This window comes from Planktotalea arctica (assembly GCF_002105285.1).
Lineage (GTDB): Bacteria > Pseudomonadota > Alphaproteobacteria > Rhodobacterales > Rhodobacteraceae > Planktotalea > Planktotalea arctica.
Genome location: NZ_MUHR01000006.1, coordinates 261,934 through 282,209, shown reverse-complemented (window position 1 = coordinate 282,209; position 20,276 = coordinate 261,934). Strand labels below are relative to the sequence as shown.

The window sequence follows — 20,276 nt, the reverse complement described above, 5'->3', positions numbered from 1 at the left end:
AGCTATATCTCGTGCTGCAAGCGCAGCAAGCCATGCGCTTAACGCATAAGTGCTATGCAAATACAGGGTATCCGAATCGGAAGCGATAGGTCATAAGGGCCGTCATGCCGGAAACACAAGAGCAAGAACAAAGGTCGGAATTATGAGAGATTTCGTTGATGGCACTGCCTACAACTCAGAGCAAGGCAACCGCGCGCGCAAACTGTTCGCCGCCGTGGTACTCGCAGCTCTGGATGATGCAATTGCCGACGACAAGAAGTATGGAAACGGCCCGGAGCAAATCGCTCGTTGGGCACGTTCGCGTGATGGCCGTGAAGTGCTGTCCTGCGCTGGAATCGACCCGAACGAGCGTGTTGTTACAGGTTTGATGGATTTCGTCTCCAAAGGCGTGCGCACCTCGGTGGCGCTGTCGCGTGAAGAATCAGAGCGCCGTAATGCCGCTCAGCAGGCCGAAGCGGCATAACGCCGACTTCTACATCTGCACCAAAAACTTAAACGCCCCCGATCTGCTCTCGGGGGCGTTTTTTATTACCCTAAAAGAATAGCAGCCAACTGCGGATCACCATGAATTCCATCCCCAGCAAGGCCAGCGCCAAAAGTCGCATCGGCCAGCGTTGAAAGCGGCGAAACAAAACACCGGCGCAGATTAGCACCATCAGCCCTTCGAGCGGCGCTACCCAATTGGCGTGATGCAGGCTGTCCCAATAACTCACAGGACTCTTGAAAATCCAGTCGCTCGCGGGCCAGAAATGCGGACGTCCATCATCATGATGCAGTGGAAAGTCCATCGCCAGATGCAGCAGTCCTGCCCCCGCAAACGCTGCGCCCGCACGTGCCTTGAACCAAAGGGCAAAGCTCAGGACCAATCCCCAAAGCAAGAATGAGTTATCAATCGCGAAAACCGTTTGCCAGCTTTGCGAGAAATAGAGCTGCCCGAACACGACATCCGGCGGGACTTGCAGGATAAACAGCGACGCGCCTGCCATCACATAGAGCGACAGATCAGGCAACAACGCGCCAACCGCAGATGCCCCCGTAACGCGCGGCGTGTCTTTGCGCGAAAACACTGCAAGGCCGAGAATCAAATGGGCTGGTGTGTTCATCGCTCTTTCTCTCGGCTGCGCAGCGCTTTATGTCTGGGGGTGAAACGGGGGGCTGTCCATGACCAAAGCGATAATGATACAAGGCGCAGGTTCGAATGTGGGTAAGTCCATGCTCGTTGCGGGCATCGCGCGCGCCTTTGCCAATCGTGGGCTCAGCGTCGCGCCGTTCAAGCCACAAAATATGTCCAACAATGCCGCCGTGACCATCGATGGCGGTGAAATCGGCCGCGCGCAGGCTTTGCAAGCACTCGCCGCTCGGCGCGAGGCGCATACAGATATGAATCCCGTTTTGCTCAAACCCGAGACGGACACAGGCGCTCAGGTGATCGTTCAAGGCAAGCGCTGGGACACGATGCGCGCGCGTGATTATGCAAAGGCGAAACCGAAATTGATGAGCGCCGTGCTTGAGAGCTTCAACCGCCTGTGCAGCACTGCGGATCTGATCGTGGTCGAGGGCGCTGGCAGCCCTGCTGAGGTCAATCTGCGCGCGGGCGACATTGCTAATATGGGCTTTGCAGAAGCGGCGCGCGTGCCGGTCGTTCTGACGGGCGATATTGATCGCGGCGGCGTTATTGCTCAGGTTGTGGGAACGCAAACGATCCTCCCGCCAAACGATGCTGCACATATAAAAGCCTTTTGTATCAACAAGTTTCGCGGTGACGTGAGCCTCTTTGACGACGGTTTGACCGCAATCACCGCGCACACGGGCTGGCCCTCGCTTGGCGTGATCCCTTGGTTTGCCGAGGCATGGAAGCTGCCTGCAGAGGACGTGATGGACATCGCCTCGCGCAGGGGCGGCGCATATAAGATCGCAGTGCCACGCCTCGCGCGTATCGCCAACTTCGACGATCTTGACCCGTTGGTCGCCGAGCCAAATGTCAGCGTAGAAATTATCGAGCAAGGCCGCCCCCTACCCGGCGACGCAGACCTTGTATTGATCCCCGGATCAAAGGCCACCATCGCCGATCTGGCCTTCTTTCGGGCGCAGGGCTGGGATGTTGATCTACACGCCCATATCCGGCGCGGGGGCCGCGTTCTGGGGATTTGCGGCGGCTATCAAATGCTTGGCACGCAAATCAGCGACCCCTTGGGGATCGAGGGCGCAGCCACCACCGTGCAAGGGCTCGGCTTTCTCGACGTGCAAACCCAAATGTCGCCGCAAAAACGTCTGGCACGCACATCCGCCACCTATCTGCCAACGGGCGACGCGGTCGAGGGTTATGAAATTCACCTCGGCCAGACCAGCGGCCCTGATTGCACGCACGCGTGGCTCTCGATTGACGGGCGTGCCGAGGGGGCGGCCAGTGCCAATGGGCAAATTATGGGCTGCTATCTACACGGGCTTTTCGGCTCGGACGCGTTTCGAGCATGTTTTCTCGGGCAATCGGTATCGAGCGATTTGAACTATGCCGCAGACGTAGATGCGGTTCTTGACCGCCTTGCTGCTCATATGGAGCAGCATATGGATCTGGACCTGCTGTTGGAGCTTGCAGGACCTGTCGGTGCTTAATCCAGTTCGTTCGCGGCTAAAGCGCGGTAAATTTCGCGGCGCACGAGTTTGCGCACGTTGCGCGTGATCCGCTCACCAAGCGGGCCTTGCAGCTCCTGACGCACGATTTCCGACACCATATCGCGCAGCCCCTCTTCATCGAGCAGCGTGGCTGGATCGTCATTATCGAGCAGCGCGTCTGCCACATTGCTTTCCAATTCACCCTGCGCAGTGCTCACAGCTTCCGCATGAGCGCGCTGAAAGGCAAAGGAAGCATCACTGAAGGTCGCCGCGTGAGACGCGTCATCAGGGTCGGGTAGCGACATGTCTGAAGGCGGCAAACGCCGCTCATCGCTGTCCTCCCAAGGGAGCGGCGCACCGCGGCGCGCGGCATTACCGCCATCTTCTGCGCCATCAGGTTCGAAATCATTCCCAGTATGACCAATCAATGCTTCGAGTGCGGCTATTTTCGCCTCAATCCCAAGGGGTTGATCATCATGCATCAAGGTTTCATCATCGCCCGATGTGTCTGTAACACTTTGCTCGGGCTCCAAGGTTTCAGGTTCGGGATGCACCTCATCGAGGGGCTGCTCAAGCTCCGGCGTCTGATCTGCCAAAGCGGGTTGAGCGTCCTCGGAGGGTTGTGCTTTCTCGGGCGCGGTGCCCTCAGCTTGCTCTGCATCAGCGCGGCTAGTGGAATCGGGCAATTGCACGTCCGGCGACAGAATCAATGCAGACGTGTCATCCGTGTCCTGCGCCGCATCGGATTGCACCGGCGGCTGCGCCGTTTGTGCGTTCTCTTCCTCGGGCTGCTGAACGCGCAACGAAGGCGTCAAAACCAACGCTGGCGCAGCGGTGCGCGGCGGCTCTTGCAGTTGGGACGCGTTCAATTTCGCCTCGTTTTCAACAGGTTGGGGCGGCACATCAGAGTGGAACGCAACATCGACGCGCCCGCGACTGGACGCGCGTGCCTCATCCGAAACAAGTCGACGTATCGAGGACAATACATCCTCTATTTCAACATTGCTCACCGGGTTTGACATAATAAATCCACTCTGTTCTCGGGCGCAGGTTAGCCGCCCCTACAGATTCTCACAACAGATAGAACCAATTAGAAGGACTTTAGCATATGCACATGGCAATTTTATGCGCGCCCTACTCCTTACCAAGCGCACGCAGAACGCGGTCCAGCTTGTCCCCTTGAACGCTACGCGCGGGCGCATCTTTCACCAGATTGTAATAGGCGGCAGGGTCATATTGCTGCACTGGCAGGTTCAAATGCTTTGCGGTCAGCAAGCCCATTGCCGACAAAGCGGTATAGGCCGCGATGATTTCATCTGTCTGGACATTGACCAGCGCAAAGCGCGCGTCGAGTAATTCCTGCTCGGCGTTCAACACATCCAGCGTGGTGCGCGAACCGACACTCGCCTCTTCGCGCACACCGCGAAAGGCGACGCTGGCCGCTCTGATCTGACGCTGGCTAGCGTCGCGCGAAGCGGCGGAAACGCGCAATTGTGCGAAGGCATTACCGACCTGCTGCTCGATCTGGAGCCGCACGATGTGCAAACCTGAGCGCGCGCCGTCGCGGCGGGCCATCGCCTGGCGGTGCAGCGCCGACAAGCGCCCCCCCTGATAGATCGGCACGCTGGCTTCGAGCGACAGCGAACCGGAATTCGTGCTGGTATTTGCCGTCGCATTTTCTGTCCGGTTCACACCACCGCGCAGACGCACGCTGCCGCTCATAGCTGCGTTTGCGCGCAAAACATTCAACTCGGCCGCGGCCACGTCGTGCTGCACCGCCTGCATATCCGGATGGTTGCGTACGGCGATTGATTTGGCCTTTTCAACGGAACTGGCCGTTTCAGGCAGCGTGCCCGGCTTGCCCAGCCGGCCCGGCGTGCGGCCGATCGCGGCGCGATATTCTTCTTCGGCGCTGATCAAGCCACCTTCGGCAGCCGCAAGTGCCGAGCGCGCAGACGCTAGCCGGGCCTCGGCAAGCGCCACATTGGTGCGGGTGATCTCGCCCACTTCGAAGCGATCGCGCGCTGCGCGCAGTTCTTGCGTGATCAAGCGCACGTTGCTTTGGCGCAGGCCCACTGTCTCGCTTGCGCGCAGCACATTCATATAGGCTTGGATTCCACGCAAAAGCACCGATTGCTCTAACGACAACAACCGCGCGCGCGTCGACAGAACATTTTCCTTGGCAGCTTCGATCGCCAGTTTCGATTGCCCGCCGTCATAGATCAACAGCTCAGCAGACAGGCCCATACTGGCTGACGTGCCGTTGGTTTCGGACAAAACGCTGGTCGTTCTGTTCGTCGTGCGCGCATAAGTGCGGCCAAGCGATCCGGTGAAATTCAGGATCGGGCGCAGTGCGGCTGTTGCAACCGCAACATCCTCGTCCGCGGCGCGCAAAAGGGCACGGTTCTGTTCAAGCAGACCAGAGTGATTGAACGCGCCGATCAAAGCGTCCGAAAGGGTCTCGGCCTGCGCCGATTGCACGCTCATAAGCGTCAGCCCGAATGCGACAAGCCAGCCTTTAGTGCGCAATTTCAAAACTCTCATCGTATTCCCCTAAACAGGTATGCAGACAGTAAGCGCACAGCGCCTGCCCCGACTAGTACGTGCGCCGAAGACTTCTCCGTCGCACGCAGGGGCAATTTTCAAAGCGCAAAGGCGCGCTCTTTGGCAAATCCGGGCAAGATTGGCGCGCTTGCGTTGAAGGCAAGACGCCAGTTCATCCGCCCACCGATCTTGTGACCAACGCGCACTTCACCCAAAGCACCCTCCATGAACAAGGCCGCAATGCGCCCCCCCTCCTTCAACTGCTCCAAAATCGCGTCCGGCACCAATTCGACACCGCCCTGAATGGCTATAACGTCATAAGGGCCATGCTCTGGTACCCCTGCATCCAGCGCGCCCACATGGGCGATCACATTGTCGATGCCGGCATCATTTAGCGCGACTTCGCTCTCGGCGGACATGCTTTCGTCCGCTTCGCAGGCAACGATAGCCTGCGCGATATGCGCCATTACAGCAGCGGAATAGCCAAGCCCCGAACCAATATCGAGCACGAGTTCGTCGTTTTGCAGGTCCAACGCATCAAGCATCTTTGCAAAGCTGCGCGGTTCGAGCACTGTGCGCCCCGCCCCGAGCGGGATATTTCCGTCCATATAGGCCGCCTCGCGGCGATCACGCGGCACAAAGTTTTCGCGTGCGACATCCAGCATCGCATCAATGATCGGGAATTTGGTGACATCGGAGGGGCGCACTTGCGTGTCGACCATCATCACACGGCGCGCGGTAAAATCAGACATTGGCTAAACTCGCTCGTTCAGAATCCTTTGATCCGTCTTGCCACATAGCGCGCGCGCCCACAACGCCCAGAGAGCGTTAGAATTAGCGTGAATTCGCCGCGCTTGGCACTTGCAGCGCTTTTACAGATCAGCTATCTGCTCTGCACCGCTGGCTGGCGAGTTGGTAGAGTGGTTATGCAGCGGATTGCAAATCCGCGTACACCGGTTCGATTCCGGTACTCGCCTCCAGTGAAAATCAAACACTTAGACTATTCCTTCCCGTGCTTGGGGCCCCCGTTTACAGGGGCGTTTACATTTTTGTGTTTTGAGACAGTGATTTTGCCCGATTGAGCTTGCGCAAAACTGCATCGCTTTCGTCGGGGCTAACCTGCGCGTAATGTTCGATAACTTGCGCGGCGTAGCGCACAGACCACCCCATCAGGACTGCAATCTGGCGCAAAGACAGATCTGCGTTCAGCAATCTTGTCGCAGCTGTCCCTCGTGTATCGGAAAGAGTCTTTTCACGCCCATCAATCCACGGAGGTATCTGCGCTTCGCGCCGCCACTTCGTGATCTGGTTCGATGCCCAGCGAGCCGTTAGTGGCCTCCCCAACTCAGAAACTAGTAGCATTTCCTGATGTTCTGGCGTTTCAGCGATCAATTTTTCAAGTGCTGCGGTTGCTGGGATGAAAGCGATTTGCCCACGCTTACTGGTGCGAAAGCGAAGTCGTTTACCGTGGGGTGTGTCTTCGAACTGGTCCATCTTGACCTGAACCAAATCGGCCGCCCGCAAACCGGTTTCGCAACCTGCCCTTAAGATCCGTTGGACCCATTTGGGCGCATGCCTATTAAACTGAGCAAAATCGCCGCTCGTCCAGATGATTTCGGTACGGTTCGATTGATAGAGCTTCTTTAGCTTATGGCAGTGGTGCTCTTTGAGCTTCCCCTCTTCTACCGCCCAATTCAAAACACGAGTCGCATGTGTGCCCGCCATGTCGTGCTGCTTGGGCGAATGAAGCCATTTCTTTCGCCAATTATTCACTTCGCCCCTTGAAGCGCGCTCTTCGAACATTGCAATTGGATCCGCCCCGAACTCCTCGCGAAAAAATTCCAGCCACTTTCGAATATCTGCTTTGGACCGCTCGGCTTTAGGCAAAGACGCACTAGAGAGAAAATCATCAACCAAATGGGTCGTCAGATATTCGGTAGGACTAATCGGCATGCCGCACTGTGAAAAGGCATGGAAAAATTCTGGCTCTTTGGGGTTTGGCTCTGTTCCTTCCCAAAACTTGGGACCACCTCGCCACGCGTAAAAATGATATCGAACACCAGATACGACTTTGCGTCGGACACGGTGAACCCCTTTGGGTAGGTTACTTCTGGGCATGGCGCGCTCTCCGCTGTGCAACGAGGCTCGGTTGCGTAGTTGCCTCTCGCTTGGCGGCGCTTATGCCCTGAACAGCATCCAATCGCGCCCGAATGAGTTTCGGATCATACCAACCCCGTCGTCCAGGTACGGGGGCGATGCCCGTCCGGCGGCAGAAATCGTAGAATGACGCGCTTGGTTCATTGTACCCAAACAAAAGCGCCAGTTCCGGCGTCGGAATCAGTTGGATTTGGTTCAGGCTCATTTCTCAGCCCCCTCGCGAAGCGTCTCTTGTCGCGACATTGCTGCCCGCAGGCAGGACACAACTTGCGACCCCTGCGAGCGTAGGTTCCGCACCGCCTCTTCTTCTAGCCAGGCTTTCACGTCCGCTGGCAGGTTAAGTTTGAACTGGGTTGTTTTCATATTCACACCTCGACAAAGGGACACAAAATGTCCATATCATTAGGGACAAATATTGTCCATCATGCAATCATGAAAGATGAAGCCTTGCTCCAATTCAAACTCTTGCTCCCCGCCGCGCTTAAAAAGCGGTTGGAAACGCATGCCACAATCAACCGGCGCAGCCTGTCTCAGGAAATTGTTGTCGCACTGGAAGAAAAATACCCCGCAGCAGAACCGGATGCGACGTCCGATCCTGCTGCCCGGATGCTGTTCTGGCTTGCCAAAAGAATCCGCCGTCGAAATCCCAAACCGGGTTCGGCCAGAGACAAGCAAGCCAACCTATATGAGCGCGTTGCTGGTGATATCGCAGAGCGCATGAAGGAAATCGGGGACTAGCCTCAATAAGCCACCCACTCATAACCGTGGTTGCCCTCGTGATCTTCCCATTCAACACCAACGCCTCGCCGCCAATTTGACGAAAAGCAACGACGCGATGGTAGAACCCATTGCGGGGCTGCCGCAGGCGTGGTGCGCTGCCAGCTAAAATCGCCCTGCGCGCCATAGGTGCCCAGGTGCATATTATAGCTTTCTGAGCAATCGTCGTCGCGGCCACGTTCACGATGGCTATAGTGGCGCACGTCCCATACGCGGATCGAGCGCACGAAATCGAACTCTAAGCCGCTGATGTCGATGTCGGCACCGCCCTCGATGACCTGCGCTAAAATGGTCTGAGCAAAATCCGCCTCGGCATGGTCACTTGCCAGCCAAACCCGAGGAGCAGTGCTTTGCAGTGGCCCTCGCTCCGCCACCCCCATCGGGCAACGCCAGATCTGCAACGGCGGCTCGATCGGCCAAGGCGTTATCCGCTTAATGAAAACAGCACGAGCATGGGCACATTCTGCTGAAGCTGGCCACCCACCAGCAATGCAAAGCAGAATGGCACAATCAACCTGATAAGCCTTTGCTGCCTGAGGGACGGTGCCCGATATTAAGGCTAAGGCAAGCCCGCCAAGCCAGTTGCAGATGATTTTGAGTGTCATTTCAATCCATATCTTTTGTTTACATAGCAATAGTATTGAAAAGTTTCACCCAACTTCCACTCATACACCATATGCGAGTAAGTGCTTTGAACCGCTCGCGCGCGCTTTGTGGGATATATTCCGTAGAGCAACCCGCATGAATTGGCCGAAGACAGGCCATGAAATTGAGGGAACGCGTAGGGCTAAATATTCAGAATCTAAGAAATTCCAGAGGATTGAGCCAAGAACAGTTAGCTTTAGCTGCGGACATGGATCGCAGCTATGTCAGCGAGATCGAACTCGCCAAATTTTCAGCATCACTAGATGTTCTGGAGCGGATAGCCCGTGCGCTTGAGGTCGATCCGAAGGAATTGTTTAACGAGAGGGGTTAGTTGTGCCCGAATTTGAGAATATTCGCGCGACGGCCGAAGCAATCGGCCGCATTACGTGCATTAGGACAGGCGCTGAAATCGGTCTGCTGTACCAGTGGGACAACGGCGACACGCAGGCCGCCCTCTGTGAAGATGACCTACCTGAGACACCGAGCTGTCCGGGGCATGGAACGGAACCGGACCTTGGTGCTGATCGCAGCGAACGGCGGGAATCCGAGCCCAATGTGTGAGTACGGCTTTCTCGCTGCACGCGCTCGCAGCACAGAAAATGCCGCAATTGCAAAATCATCTACGCCGCCACGCGGCGGAAAAACCGGCCATTCATGCAAGGCGCAGCAAGACAAATCCGTCGAACACACAGACTGCGGGACAAAGTGTGAATTGGCTGCAGTTGCGCCAATGACCGCTATGAACTCAGCTACTCATCGCGATCTTAGAGATTATCGAATCCTTACGCCAGATTTGGGCGCTCATATGCTTCTGGGTAGGCCATCGGTTTGAAGGGCCCTGCGGGGACGACGCCATTCCAGCTACGTCCGAAATAACCTTGGCGACAGTGAACCAGTGATCCTGCATCTGTGATGCCCGGCAATGCATAGACGCGACATAACCAGCGCCACACGTGCGGGTAATCAAGAATGCGTGCACCGTTCAATTTCATCCGGACGAAATAGACCGGGTCGTGGCGGTAGAGTGTCGGGAAAAGGCGAAGATCGGCCTCTGTGAAGTGTGCGCCAGTTAGAAACGCCCGGCCATCTGACAAAAGATCATCTAATTTTGCGAGTGTTTCAAAATAGGCATCAAACGCTGCCGCATAGATGCGCTGATCGGACGAAAAGCCTGCCTTGTAGGCCCCGTTGTTGATTGTCGTGTAGATCAAATCGTTCAGGTCGTCGATTTCTGCCCGCTCAGATAGTGTGTCAGGGTACAGCCGCACGCGATCTGCCTCAGGAATTGTGCTGCCAAGGGCCTTCGCTGCGCCGTCAAGCATGCGGATGATCTCCGCGCTTTCGTTGTTCACGATACGGCCTGCGATTTTGTCATAGAGGATCGGAACGGATTGTTCCTGCGAACCTTCTGCGCGGTAAATCTGTTTGGCCAGACGAAGGGAGTTTCCCGTACCAGTCTCCGCTGTGCATTCCGGTAAAGGCTTGCCCGTCAAGGTCGCAATCCGTTCGGGTGCGAATTCCCACAGGTTGGGGCCTTCTGGGTCGTCTTCAGTTGTGCGGTTTGGGAACGCCACATCCATAGTGATGCTGTCCTGCAACCCCAGCACGTTGCGCGCCAAGGTAACACGGTGACACCACGGGCAATTGAGCGCCACAGATAAATGGTAGCGCCCCGGTTCAGGTGGGAAGTCCGCGTCCCCAATTGTGTGGCGAAACCCGCTGACGCCGCGCACGAATTCACCCCGTGCACGGCGCGCTTTGGCGTTTGACTGGTCTTCTTGGGTTGAGTTGTCTTTGGTCATGTCTACGCCTTCATCCTCTCAACCGGTGGTGCAAGATGATGGGCACCACCAGTTCTTCTTCATCGCTGAGGTGCCGCTTCAAGAACGCCTCAATGGTTTCGCTCGTCTTGTGAAGATGCCCGGTTTCTTCGTAGGCTTGCGCAGGTTCCAAGGTCGTCAACTTGATCAAGCGGTTCGCAGTATGGGTGAAATCATCCAGCACTTTGTCCAAATCAGCGTGGTCCCGCTCCAGCATCTCCAATCCCGCATCAAACCGGGGGTCCGCAGCCGACAATTCAGGAAAATAACTATGATCTTCCCAGCCGTGATGCCCATGCAGGTTGCCCACCAGACTACCACCATAATGGGACAGACGTTGGGCAAAATCTTCCAGTGCCATGTCCTTGTTCAGTAGGTCTTCGGTATCCAGACGAATGCGCTCGGACACACGGCGGAACATCTGATGTGCGCCGAGCCAGTGCTTGGTTTTCTCTTTAAAACCGGGATGCGCATCCCAACTGTCGCGTGGGTAGCTGTCCAAGAGAAACCGCATCTCTTTAGGCATTTCATCTTGACGAATTGAATATGTATCGAGCATTGGCTGACCCCTTTCTAAACGGAGGTGGGGCGATAGTCACCGCCCCACCAGAGCACGAAGAACCATGGCGGTCATGCGTTACGGGTAAGCCCAGCAAAACGGACGCCACTCAGATCGGCCATTTCGCGCTTCCATGTTGTGATGTCGCGCGGGGTAAAGTCAGACAGGTTGTCATGGCCGCATGCACGGGCAAGCACCTGCATAAGCTCGACGCTGGCTCCGAAATACCGCGCCAACTTCTCGGCCCCTATTTGCACATCCAGCCGCTTGCGCAGTTCCGGCTTTTGCGTCGCGACGCCGACAGGACAATTGTTAGAGCTACACATGCGCGCAGCGATACAGCCCACGGCTTGCATCGCCGAATTGCTAACGGCGATAGCATCTGCGCCGAGCGCCATCGCTTTGGCAAAGTCCTCAGCCACGCGCAGGCCACCAGTGATGACCAGCGTCACCTCGCGTCCTGTTTTGGCATCCAGGTGCGCACGGGCACGGGCCAATGCGGGGATTGTCGGGACCGAGATGTGATCACGGAAAATCAGTGGGGCTGCGCCCGTTCCGCCACCGCGCCCGTCAAGAATGATGTAGTCGGCACTGGCCTCGAGGGCAAAGTCGATGTCGTCCTCGATATGGTTGGCCGACAGTTTGAACCCGATGGGAATTCCGCCTGAACGTTCGCGCACCTGATCGGCAATGCGTTTGAAATCCGCAGGCGTTTCTAGATCAGCAAACGTCGACGGGGAAATCGCATCTTGGCCAGGTTCCAGCCCTCGGACCTGCGCGATTTTCCCTTGCACCTTGTCGCCAGGCAGATGCCCGCCGGTACCAGTTTTAGCACCCTGTCCGCCTTTGAAATGGAACGCCTGAACGCGAGCCACCAAATCGAGGTCCCATCCAAAACGCGCAGACGCCAGTTCATAGAAATAGCGGCTGTTTTCGGCCTGTTCTTCGGGCAACATGCCACCTTCGCCGGAACAAATACCGGTGCCTGCCATCTGAGCACCGCGTGACAACGCAGTCTTCGCCTCTTCAGACAATGCGCCATAGCTCATGTCAGAGACAAAAAGAGGGATATCCAGTCGCAATGGTTTGGCGGCACGCGGGCCAATTGTCACGGATGTCGCGACCGGCACATCATCCAGCAATGGTTTGCGGGCCATCTGCGCAGGTAGAATTTGGATGTCATCCCAATGCGGCAGATCTTTGCGTGGAACGCCCATGGATCCCATCTCACCGTGGTGCCCAAGTTTGGACAAGCCGTCTTTGGCCAACGCATGAATGCGTGCGACGGTGGGCTCTTCGGGGGTCGGGGTGGCCTGCGGGACATCGGATTTGGGCGCAGGGGCCGCATCACCCACAGCCAGATCACCAAGACCGGCGTGCGTGCCATCACAGAACGGGCCGTTGGCCGTTGATTTGCACAGACACATCGCTGCGTCACCGTCTTTGTCGGCGGTGAATTTCAACGGACCGATGTCAGTGCCTGCATGGCTGCCGTCGCAGAATGGCTGGCTCTTGGACATACCACATTGGCACCAGAAGTAGTCTTTCCCTTTTTTGAGTGTGACCTTGACGGGTGATTTGCCCGCGATAATAGGAACGGCTTGGGTCATTTTGGTTTCCTTAATTGTTTTGTTTCAAGCGTCTGCTCAACTTCCAAATGTACGATTGGCGTTATGCCTTCAAAGCCTCTTGTCCGCGCATTCCCATTAGATACGCGACAAGGCTCAGGATAACGGCAGAGCCGGACACGAGCGTCATGACCGTTCCCGGAACGAAGTTCACGAAACCGCCCAGATCCATAAAGACGAAATACCCTACATCAGCCAAACCACCGACGATCGCGGTGAAAAACATCGCCGTGACAGAGGCGCGCCAGATAAAGACCGCACCAATAAGCGTGAACATCCCGATCCAAGCAAGGTTAAACCCGTGTTGGTTGATAACTGCACCCACCGCGTCGTGATATGTGCCTGCCAAAAGGGCAGGATCAATCGCATCCGCTATGCCTGCAACAGCGCCAGCAGTGTCTTGCGACATCGTCATGACCCCTGCCAGAATATGCACAAGGCCCCACACGACCCAAAGCCCTGCGGTGATTTTCAAGTGAAGTAAAGTTGTGGAATTGGACATGATAAGAACCTCAAAAGTTAATCGGTTACGGGAAGAGTTGCTTGGAAAGCCTTGATCGCGTCGCGCAACTCAAGGGCAAGTTCGGGGGTTTTCAGCCGGTCCGTTTCGGTATCGAAATGTTCGCTAAAGGGGCCGAAGTTAAAGTTGGACGTGATACTTGCGCCAAAGTGAGGAAAGGCATCCATCGCGGCCGCAAGCACGCTCATGCCTCCACGCCCGCCCATCGATGTCGCCATGAGCATGACTGGGCGGTCTTGGAAAATCTTCATTTTGACACGACTGGACCAGTCAAAGATGTTCTTGAACGCGGCAGTGTAGCTTCCGTTGTATTCAGCAAGTGACAGGATCACCCCATCGGCGGCCCCCAATTTGTCATAGAAATCTTGGGCCAGCTGCGGGATACCCTGCGCCTCGCGCTCGGGGCTGTAGATATGCATTTCATAGTCGTTGAGGTCGAGCACCTCGATTTCGACGGGCGCCTTGAATTCGTCCTGAAGGACTTTGGCGGCATGCATTGCAAGGCGCTTGTTAATGGACGTTGTGCTATTGCTAGCGGCAAGGACGACAATTTTTGAACGTGTAGGCATAATCGTGTCCGATCAGGTTTGAGGCGTGTTGGAGCGGCCCAGAACTTCGGGGATTTGGGCGCGGTAGATGTAAAGAACCGCCGTGCACAGCAAGCCGAGGATGATGGCAGGCATGGCAGAAGGACCAAGAATGAACAGGTGGGTCAACACTGCGCCGACCATCGTGCCACCCAGAATTGCGGCACCAATGACTTGACGGCGTGGCAGCCACAGCAAGGCCGCGCCAATCACTTCAACCGCGCCAGTGAAGTATCGCAGACCTTGACCGAAACCAATTTGATCGAAGGTTGCGACCATCATTTCGACACCCGCGAGCTTTGCGCCGCCTGCGCCGAAAAATGCCAGGGTCAGTAAGATACGAAGACCGAGGGATATGTAGGTCATGTGTTGTTTCCAGTGTTGATTGTTTGTGGTTATCGGTTAAATGCTATGTATCGTGGGTGTACTCAATGCGCGCAAATCCGCATTTGATGCGCGCAAAATAGGCATAATATAAATGGACAAATGGGCAGAGCTTCGCACCGCATACCAAGTTGCCAAATTGGGCACCGTCAGTGCGGCGGCTGACATGCTTGGCTTTCACCGCGCGACGGTGAACCGGCACATCGACGTGCTTGAGGCTGAACTGGGAGGGCGTCTTTTTATCCGCCACGCGCGGGGCTATGCGTTGACAGAGTTGGGCGAAGACGTGCTGCGGGTGGCCAAAAAAACCGAAGAGCTGATCGACGATCTTGCGGGGCGTGCGCAGGGTGCAAAAACCCAAATCGAAGGTGAGATTAAACTTACAATATTGGCCCCTTTTGCAGGACTATTGATGGAAGCATTAGCGAGCTTCAGAGCGTCGAACCCCAATTGCCTGGTCCATATCGATGCAAGCGAAGACCTTGCCCGGCTTGAATACGGCGAGGCGCACATCGCGTTGCGCGCAGGCGGCAAACCCGACCATCCGGACTATGTTGTAAGCAGTTTTGGGCGTGTAGGCTTCAACCTTTATACACACGACAGTTATATCCGTCGTTATGGCCTGCCCAAAGACGCCAGCGATTTTGATGGTCATCACTTTGTCGTTCCAGATGCCCGAGAAGGTCGCCTCCCTTACTTGCCGTGGATAAACGACCACGTGCGCCCAGATATGGTCGCGTTGTCGTCTCGCCGCGCCGAGGTCAACCGTGCGGCGATTAACGCAGGCATCGGCATGGGCTTTTTGGGGGATCATGAGGCGCAGCCCCGAGACGGGTTTCACCGCGTTCTTCCCCCAAACAAAGCATGGACCGCTCCACTCTGGCTCGTTACGCATGTTGATCTGCATCGCACTGAAAAGGTTCAGGCGATGCTTGGTAGCATTAAGTCGGCGCGTCAGGCCTAACGACCTGACATCCAATTTGTCGGCGACGCACCCAGTATCTGCAATTCGCTGCATTGCAGAAATCTGGTGGTATGGGCTCAGAGCGGACCTTCACCGCGACCTTAGCGATGGTCCGCTATTCAAATTTTTGTTCAGCTATCAAAAAAACCGCTGTCACGTTCGAACGATCCTGACCATTTGCCAACGTTCAAGTCGCTATTGGGCGAACACGGCTGATCCGTCGTTCTGTAGCACGGAAAGTCTATTCTGGTGTCAGGTCAACGCATGGCACTTAAGTTCGCGATGAGTATATCACGCTTTTTGTCCATTTGCTCTTGCAGCTTATGCGCGAGATCGGCTTCGTGGCCACAGCATATTATTGCGGTTTCCTTCAGCTCGCGATGCGTACGGCTCGACGCGTCTGACATTGCCCGTTGGACAATTTCCAAAATTGCTTCCTTTTCAATGGTTGGAAGATCGGAAAGGGCAACGTCCATTTCCTGCGTCACCCGTTTGGTTAGTTTCTCAAGATTCATTTCGTCGTCTCCATATTTTTGAGAACACAATGTTCTTGGCTCAGGGCGGTAGGTTATCGCCCTTGGTCTATATCCTACCAATATCGTTTCCTCAAACTTCCTGACTGGTTGGCCAGTTTGCTTCATCTCTTGCAGTCACCGAAAACCGGTATGTTTTCGGCAGAAGAATATCGTCTATTTGCTTTCGGTACCGCCAATCGCTGCGCTTTGCACCAAGGGCCGACGTGCAGGAAAGCCAAAATTGATCTAGGGTAGTCTCCGTGAATGCTTTGCGGACAAAGCTGCAATTCGTGATCAGTTGTCCGCTGACCGTTTAGCTGTTGCTTGGAAACGCGATGGCATATGTTGACTATAGTTTATCGCCAGGTTCCGCTTATTTACCATTGGCGCCTTGCCTCCAAACACTGACCGCGCAGAGCAACATCACTGTCGCTACCGGCGCCCACAACGCTCTTTCCCAAAATGAAGGTGTCACAATGTTTGCGAACGTTGTTAAGGCAGTGACGCAAAGAACACCCCACATTAGCCAACGATGATTAAGCTGATTGCGCACTTGGCGCTGAATGACAACGGCCATCACGACCAGAAGGGCGGCAGACAATGCGGCGATAGTTCTTCCGGACATCGACAGCACACCGGGTTGAAACCCACCTTGCGTCAAATGCCCAAGCGGTGCGCCAAGGACGAGTGACAGTTGAAAACAAATCAAAATGGCGCAAAGCGTAGTGTAGATATTTGCAGCAATCATAGCATGTCTCCCATGTATAGATCTGACCCAGTCGCGGAATTGCTTTGGCTTGGTCTGATATGTCTTCCCGCCAACTGGCGAGGTTGAACCGAATGCCTGGGCGTCAAAGACCTCGAGTCTACCGATTGCGAAAAAAGCTCCTTTAGACTGGTTCACCGACTTTGGTGAGACGTCGCTTTACCTTTCCTTAAAAACCAGCCGAAAGACTAAGAATTTGCTGATAAAGCCAAGCCGAGCAACAGAAGGGCTGCAGAAACCGCACATGCCAACGTCCGCACTGTGTTCCAGAATGTCCAGCGAGGTACATAGATTTGAGTCCAATAGTCCTTTGTCACGTTGTCGGAAACCTCCATTCCGGCAAGTGCTTCGTTCATCGGTACATTGAAGAACAGCGTCACACAAAAACAGCCACAAAGGTATATCAGGCCTGCGAGTGCCATCACTATGCCAGCCATCCCGTTTGAGTTGGTCACGGTGTAACCAACGATGATCATCGAGACGGGCACCAAGCCTAGGAAGAGCGCCATAAACACCCAACGAAAGACTTCGCGGTTGATGAACTGCATTGCTTCAATGCCGCCCTCTCCACCGGTTCTGGCCAGTGAACGCATAATGAAATCCGAAAATGCGAGGAACACGCCGCCAACGAATGCAAAAGCGAGGATAGCGATCTGGATAAGTACAAAAAACCACAATGGCATAGGACTGGCCTTTCTATCAGAGTTCTGAGGATGGTATGGGGCGCATCCCTGCGCCCCAGCACGTTCAGTGCATCACCGCGTAGACCAGAGTTGTTTCGCAGTGGCTGTCAGCCCAGAGATCCACAACGGAAAGCTTGTTTTTCCAGCGACTGATAATTTGCTCCGCGCAATCATCGCGGATACCTTCCATGGCGACGCGATAAGCCAAATTAGCGTTCTGGAATTCGACGGCCTCAAGCCCCTCCATCATACGATCATTGAAGCCCGGCATCAGGCCGTAGACCGTGTTTCGCACATCAAACGCATAGTCGCGCGCGGTCACAACATCCTGACGGTTGCCGAGTACAGAGACGTGCCCAGAGAGGAAGTGATCGAAGTCGTATTCAAGGAAAGTTGCAAAGGTTTCAAAGTAGGCATTCACATTGGTTGTCGCACCAAAATTCATGAACGGAGCTTCGCCCGGTGTGACCGTGTCGATCGCCATAAGGAACTTCTGGTCCGGCAAATAGATCATCACATCAGCGTCTTCGGCATGAAAATTGGCCGTTTGCAGCTGGAATTCTATGCCACCAACGGTCAGGTCCAATGTAGAATCGAAGATCTGCGTCGGCGCAAGAACGCCTTCAAGTGGAAACTCCTCAAGCGTTTCAGCGACCTGAGCAGCAGCCACAATCTCCAGTTCGGGTATGTCAGCAAACAAGTGGCTGCCCCCGTTGTGGTCACGATGCCCGTGGCTCATGATCAGATGCGTAATTTCGGCATCTGGGGCAGTCATCGCTATGACGTTGCGCAGGTTTGCACCAAAGCTGGGCGGTGCGTCCAGCACCACAATACCATCGTCAGTTACAACAAATGCCGATTGATAGATGAGGTCAGTGACAAAGAAGAGCCCCGGTTCGATCTCGCTCACATGCAAGCCGAATTCGGTATTTATCGTCGCGGCCCGTGCCCGCATTTGCGGCAGTTCTGGCGCGAAGTGCTGGAAGCTGTCGGCATGGTCAACATCAAGCGAAATTGTATTTGCCGTGTTATATGTGGTCTCTGCAAAGGAAAACGTTGCCGAAGCAAGTACCAAAACAGAGGCAGCAGTGGTGTAGTTGAAGAATTTGTGCATTTTGGAACTCCCAAGGTTGAATGCGATGACCATGGGATAGGAGATCAGGTGAATCAGAGTATTGGCTGATCCAGCCAAGAAATTGACCGAAGCGGTCAGGTTGACGTCATCAGCCTGAGTTGCGCTTTGCGATACGTCGCTGGTGTATCACCCGCCCAACGTTTGAAGGCACGGTTGAAAGAGCTTTGTTCCGAAAACCCTGTCAAAAAAGCGACTTCGGCTATTGAGTAGCGCTCATCACGCAGCAATCCTTCTGCTAATTCCTGACGTGTATTCTCTGTAAGAGTTCGAAACGTCATGCCATCGTCTGCCAAGCGACGGTGTAGCGACCGGACACTCATGCCGAGGTTGCGCGCTACGTCTTCCATCTTCGGCAGCCCCTCGCTGAGTGCGCGTGCGATCGTGTCCTTGGTGCGTTCGTTCAGCGACTTTGTTCCTGTTATCTGTGCAAGCTCTTGATCCAGATGCTGCTGTAAAAACTGAGTGATACCCGCATCACCAAGCGTGTTGGCCCGATTAATGCTCTCCGCCGAGATCAAGAGCGCATCGTGGTTTGAGTCGAAAAACACGGGACAGCCAAAGTAGGCTTCATGGTGCGCGATGACCCTTGGCGCTGGATGACTGAAATGAACCTCAAGCGGCGTGAACGCGCCGTCTTGCGACACTTCCCGGCCTATTGCGGTTGCACTTGCAAGCGTCGCTTCGTTGGACAATCGCAGTCCTAATCGCCGGGCTCCTGATCGGTGCAGCATAAACCGTGTGTGTTGGTCATCGGCCTTTAGTTCGTAGGCAACAACACTTGTCCAAAGCCGAGCATAACGAACAACGCGCGAGTAAGACCCGAGGAGCGTTGGAGCCGCCTTGAATGCAAGCCCCAGCGCGCCATAGTCGTTACAGCGCATCGATGCACCGGTTCTCAACGGCAAATCCGTCGCATCGATGTCGTGTGCTATCTTCTCAAGCAAATCATAATAGGCTGTTGCCGCAACCATAGCTTTTGGATCTGCCTTAGCATCGGGATCTAGGCCAACGGATTGGAGCAAGGATGACGCATTCACACCAGAACCTGCGGCGGCAACTACTTTACGCACAAAAAGAGAAGTCACAGCATTCATGGCTGCTATTATAAAGTGGTCGTGGCGATTGTCACTTTTGGAAAGCGGCCATTCGCTGCGTTGCAGAAATACTGCACCTTGGGCTCTAAGCGGCCTGATGCCTACGCAGCATTGCTCAATTGCCTTCGAAATCCGAAGCGGCCATTGCAGAAAGTGTTAGGGTTCAACGTCGGCACAGTGCTGATGTATGGGTTCGGAGGGCGGAATGGAGGGCAAATCATGCCAAGAGTCCAACTTCCCGCCGTCACCCCAAAGCGCAAAACATGGAACAAAGGTCGTATCATCGGTCAGAAACGTCCGTTGTTACCGAAACAAGTTTGGGCAATTCGGACCCGTCTCGAAATCACTGGCAACCTGCGCGATGTCGCGCTGTTCAACGTGGCAATCGATAGTAAATTGCGTGGCTGCGACCTGGTGCGGCTCAAAGTGACTGATCTTGTCACTGCTGACCGGGTTCGAGAGCGGGCATCAGTAATTCAGAGCAAGACAAATCGGCCTGTTCAGTTTGAACTCACGGAAAACACCCGTGAATCCATAGAGAATTGGGTATTCATGCCTGAAATGATCGGCTGTGGCTTCATGTTTCCAAGCCGGTTACATGACCGTCCGCACATCTCAACGCGCCAATACGGGCGATTAGTACGAGACTGGGTCACAGCAATTGGTTTAGAGCCAAGCGGATATGGCACTCATTCGATGCGCCGCACGAAGGCTGCTGAGATCTACCGAAAAACGGGAAATCTGCGTGCCGTACAGTTATTGCTTGGTCACACCAAAGTCGACAGCACTGTGCGTTACTTGGGCGTAGAACTTGAAGATGCGCTAAGCATCTCCGAGAAGATCGACATCTAAACACTGGGCGAACGGCTTTAGTCGTTCGCACTC

At 55.1% G+C, this 20,276-nt stretch carries 23 protein-coding genes and 1 tRNA gene; 7 read left to right on the top strand and 17 right to left on the bottom strand.

Features of this window, described 5'->3' with window-relative positions; genetic code table 11:
• The first annotated feature begins 142 nt into the window (after positions 1–142).
• Positions 143–463 (top strand): DUF6280 family protein, encoded by a 321-nt coding sequence (locus B9P63_RS08655; protein ID WP_085308147.1) that lies wholly within the window; start codon positions 143–145, stop codon positions 461–463.
• Positions 464–533: 70 nt separating this feature from the next.
• Here B9P63_RS08655 and B9P63_RS08650 read toward each other — a convergent pair whose 3' ends face one another.
• A complete protein-coding gene (locus B9P63_RS08650; RefSeq protein WP_085308146.1) occupies positions 534–1,103 on the bottom strand; it encodes a cobalamin biosynthesis protein CobQ in 570 nt (189 codons plus the stop codon).
• Between the two features lie 58 nt (positions 1,104–1,161).
• Here B9P63_RS08650 and B9P63_RS08645 point away from each other — a divergent pair, with 58 nt between their 5' ends.
• Complete coding sequence (locus tag B9P63_RS08645; protein WP_085308145.1) at positions 1,162–2,613, top strand: cobyric acid synthase; 1,452 nt, start codon at positions 1,162–1,164, stop codon at positions 2,611–2,613.
• On the opposite strand, the gene B9P63_RS08640 is transcribed toward B9P63_RS08645, so the two are convergent.
• The 3 genes from B9P63_RS08640 to B9P63_RS08630 all read right to left on the bottom strand — a co-directional run bounded on the left by B9P63_RS08640 (position 2,610) and on the right by B9P63_RS08630 (position 5,909).
• On the bottom strand, positions 2,610–3,635 hold the full coding sequence (locus tag B9P63_RS08640; RefSeq protein WP_085308144.1) for a hypothetical protein: 1,026 nt from the start codon (positions 3,633–3,635) through the stop codon (positions 2,610–2,612). The genes B9P63_RS08645 and B9P63_RS08640 overlap by 4 nt on opposite strands.
• 112 nt (positions 3,636–3,747) lie before the next feature.
• Positions 3,748–5,157 (bottom strand): TolC family outer membrane protein, encoded by a 1,410-nt coding sequence (locus tag B9P63_RS08635; protein ID WP_085308143.1) that lies wholly within the window; start codon positions 5,155–5,157, stop codon positions 3,748–3,750.
• Positions 5,158–5,255: 98 nt separating this feature from the next.
• On the bottom strand, positions 5,256–5,909 hold the full coding sequence (locus B9P63_RS08630) for a protein-L-isoaspartate O-methyltransferase family protein (protein ID WP_085308142.1): 654 nt from the start codon (positions 5,907–5,909) through the stop codon (positions 5,256–5,258).
• Between the two features lie 154 nt (positions 5,910–6,063).
• Here B9P63_RS08630 and B9P63_RS08625 point away from each other — a divergent pair.
• Positions 6,064–6,137 (top strand) — tRNA-Cys (locus B9P63_RS08625).
• A 61-nt stretch (positions 6,138–6,198) separates the two neighbouring features.
• Here the strand turns inward: B9P63_RS08625 and B9P63_RS08620 are convergent.
• Complete coding sequence (locus B9P63_RS08620; protein ID WP_085308141.1) at positions 6,199–7,275, bottom strand: tyrosine-type recombinase/integrase; 1,077 nt, start codon at positions 7,273–7,275, stop codon at positions 6,199–6,201.
• Between the two features lie 429 nt (positions 7,276–7,704).
• Here B9P63_RS08620 and B9P63_RS08615 point away from each other — a divergent pair, with 429 nt between their 5' ends.
• On the top strand, positions 7,705–8,052 hold the full coding sequence (locus tag B9P63_RS08615) for a hypothetical protein (protein ID WP_139816230.1): 348 nt from the start codon (positions 7,705–7,707) through the stop codon (positions 8,050–8,052).
• Between the two features lie 2 nt (positions 8,053–8,054).
• Here the strand turns inward: B9P63_RS08615 and B9P63_RS08610 are convergent, their stop codons facing one another.
• A complete protein-coding gene (locus B9P63_RS08610) occupies positions 8,055–8,696 on the bottom strand; it encodes a hypothetical protein (RefSeq protein ID WP_085308139.1) in 642 nt (213 codons plus the stop codon).
• A 158-nt stretch (positions 8,697–8,854) separates the two neighbouring features.
• Between B9P63_RS08610 and B9P63_RS08605 the strand changes: the two genes are divergently transcribed.
• Positions 8,855–9,067: a helix-turn-helix domain-containing protein gene (locus B9P63_RS08605; RefSeq protein WP_085308138.1), complete on the top strand. Its 213-nt coding sequence runs from the start codon at positions 8,855–8,857 to the stop codon at positions 9,065–9,067.
• Positions 9,068–9,518: 451 nt separating this feature from the next.
• Here the strand turns inward: B9P63_RS08605 and B9P63_RS08595 are convergent, their stop codons facing one another.
• The 6 genes from B9P63_RS08595 to B9P63_RS08570 form a co-directional block, all read right to left on the bottom strand.
• The gene (locus B9P63_RS08595) at positions 9,519–10,538 is read right to left on the bottom strand and encodes a glutathione S-transferase C-terminal domain-containing protein (RefSeq protein ID WP_085308136.1); all 1,020 of its coding nucleotides are present in this window, start codon (positions 10,536–10,538) and stop codon (positions 9,519–9,521) included.
• Between the two features lie 10 nt (positions 10,539–10,548).
• Complete coding sequence (locus tag B9P63_RS08590; protein ID WP_085308135.1) at positions 10,549–11,115, bottom strand: hemerythrin domain-containing protein; 567 nt, start codon at positions 11,113–11,115, stop codon at positions 10,549–10,551.
• Positions 11,116–11,186: 71 nt separating this feature from the next.
• A complete protein-coding gene (locus B9P63_RS08585) occupies positions 11,187–12,725 on the bottom strand; it encodes a glutamate synthase-related protein (RefSeq protein WP_085308134.1) in 1,539 nt (512 codons plus the stop codon).
• 61 nt (positions 12,726–12,786) lie between these two features.
• On the bottom strand, positions 12,787–13,245 hold the full coding sequence (locus B9P63_RS08580; RefSeq protein WP_085308133.1) for a hypothetical protein: 459 nt from the start codon (positions 13,243–13,245) through the stop codon (positions 12,787–12,789).
• Positions 13,246–13,262: 17 nt separating this feature from the next.
• Positions 13,263–13,832, bottom strand: a complete 570-nt coding sequence (locus tag B9P63_RS08575) for an NADPH-dependent FMN reductase (protein WP_085308132.1) — start codon at positions 13,830–13,832, stop codon at positions 13,263–13,265.
• Positions 13,833–13,844: 12 nt separating this feature from the next.
• Positions 13,845–14,216, bottom strand: coding sequence for a DoxX family protein (locus B9P63_RS08570; protein WP_085308131.1), 372 nt, complete (start codon positions 14,214–14,216; stop codon positions 13,845–13,847).
• A 112-nt stretch (positions 14,217–14,328) separates the two neighbouring features.
• Here B9P63_RS08570 and B9P63_RS08565 point away from each other — a divergent pair, with 112 nt between their 5' ends.
• Complete coding sequence (locus tag B9P63_RS08565; RefSeq protein WP_085308130.1) at positions 14,329–15,198, top strand: LysR family transcriptional regulator; 870 nt, start codon at positions 14,329–14,331, stop codon at positions 15,196–15,198.
• A gap of 257 nt (positions 15,199–15,455) precedes the next feature.
• Here B9P63_RS08565 and B9P63_RS08560 read toward each other — a convergent pair whose 3' ends face one another.
• The 5 genes from B9P63_RS08560 to B9P63_RS08540 all read right to left on the bottom strand — a co-directional run bounded on the left by B9P63_RS08560 (position 15,456) and on the right by B9P63_RS08540 (position 19,391).
• Positions 15,456–15,713 (bottom strand): hypothetical protein, encoded by a 258-nt coding sequence (locus tag B9P63_RS08560; RefSeq protein WP_139816229.1) that lies wholly within the window; start codon positions 15,711–15,713, stop codon positions 15,456–15,458.
• Positions 15,714–16,086: 373 nt separating this feature from the next.
• Positions 16,087–16,461: a hypothetical protein gene (locus B9P63_RS08555; RefSeq protein ID WP_085308128.1), complete on the bottom strand. Its 375-nt coding sequence runs from the start codon at positions 16,459–16,461 to the stop codon at positions 16,087–16,089.
• A 206-nt stretch (positions 16,462–16,667) separates the two neighbouring features.
• The gene (locus B9P63_RS08550) at positions 16,668–17,162 is read right to left on the bottom strand and encodes an anthrone oxygenase family protein (protein ID WP_085308127.1); all 495 of its coding nucleotides are present in this window, start codon (positions 17,160–17,162) and stop codon (positions 16,668–16,670) included.
• A gap of 64 nt (positions 17,163–17,226) precedes the next feature.
• On the bottom strand, positions 17,227–18,276 hold the full coding sequence (locus B9P63_RS08545) for an MBL fold metallo-hydrolase (protein WP_176219127.1): 1,050 nt from the start codon (positions 18,274–18,276) through the stop codon (positions 17,227–17,229).
• Between the two features lie 95 nt (positions 18,277–18,371).
• The gene (locus B9P63_RS08540) at positions 18,372–19,391 is read right to left on the bottom strand and encodes an AraC family transcriptional regulator (RefSeq protein WP_085308125.1); all 1,020 of its coding nucleotides are present in this window, start codon (positions 19,389–19,391) and stop codon (positions 18,372–18,374) included.
• A 219-nt stretch (positions 19,392–19,610) separates the two neighbouring features.
• On the opposite strand from B9P63_RS08540, the gene B9P63_RS08535 reads away from it, so the two are divergent.
• Complete coding sequence (locus B9P63_RS08535) at positions 19,611–20,243, top strand: tyrosine-type recombinase/integrase (protein WP_085308333.1); 633 nt, start codon at positions 19,611–19,613, stop codon at positions 20,241–20,243.
• Positions 20,244–20,276: the final 33 nt, after the last annotated feature.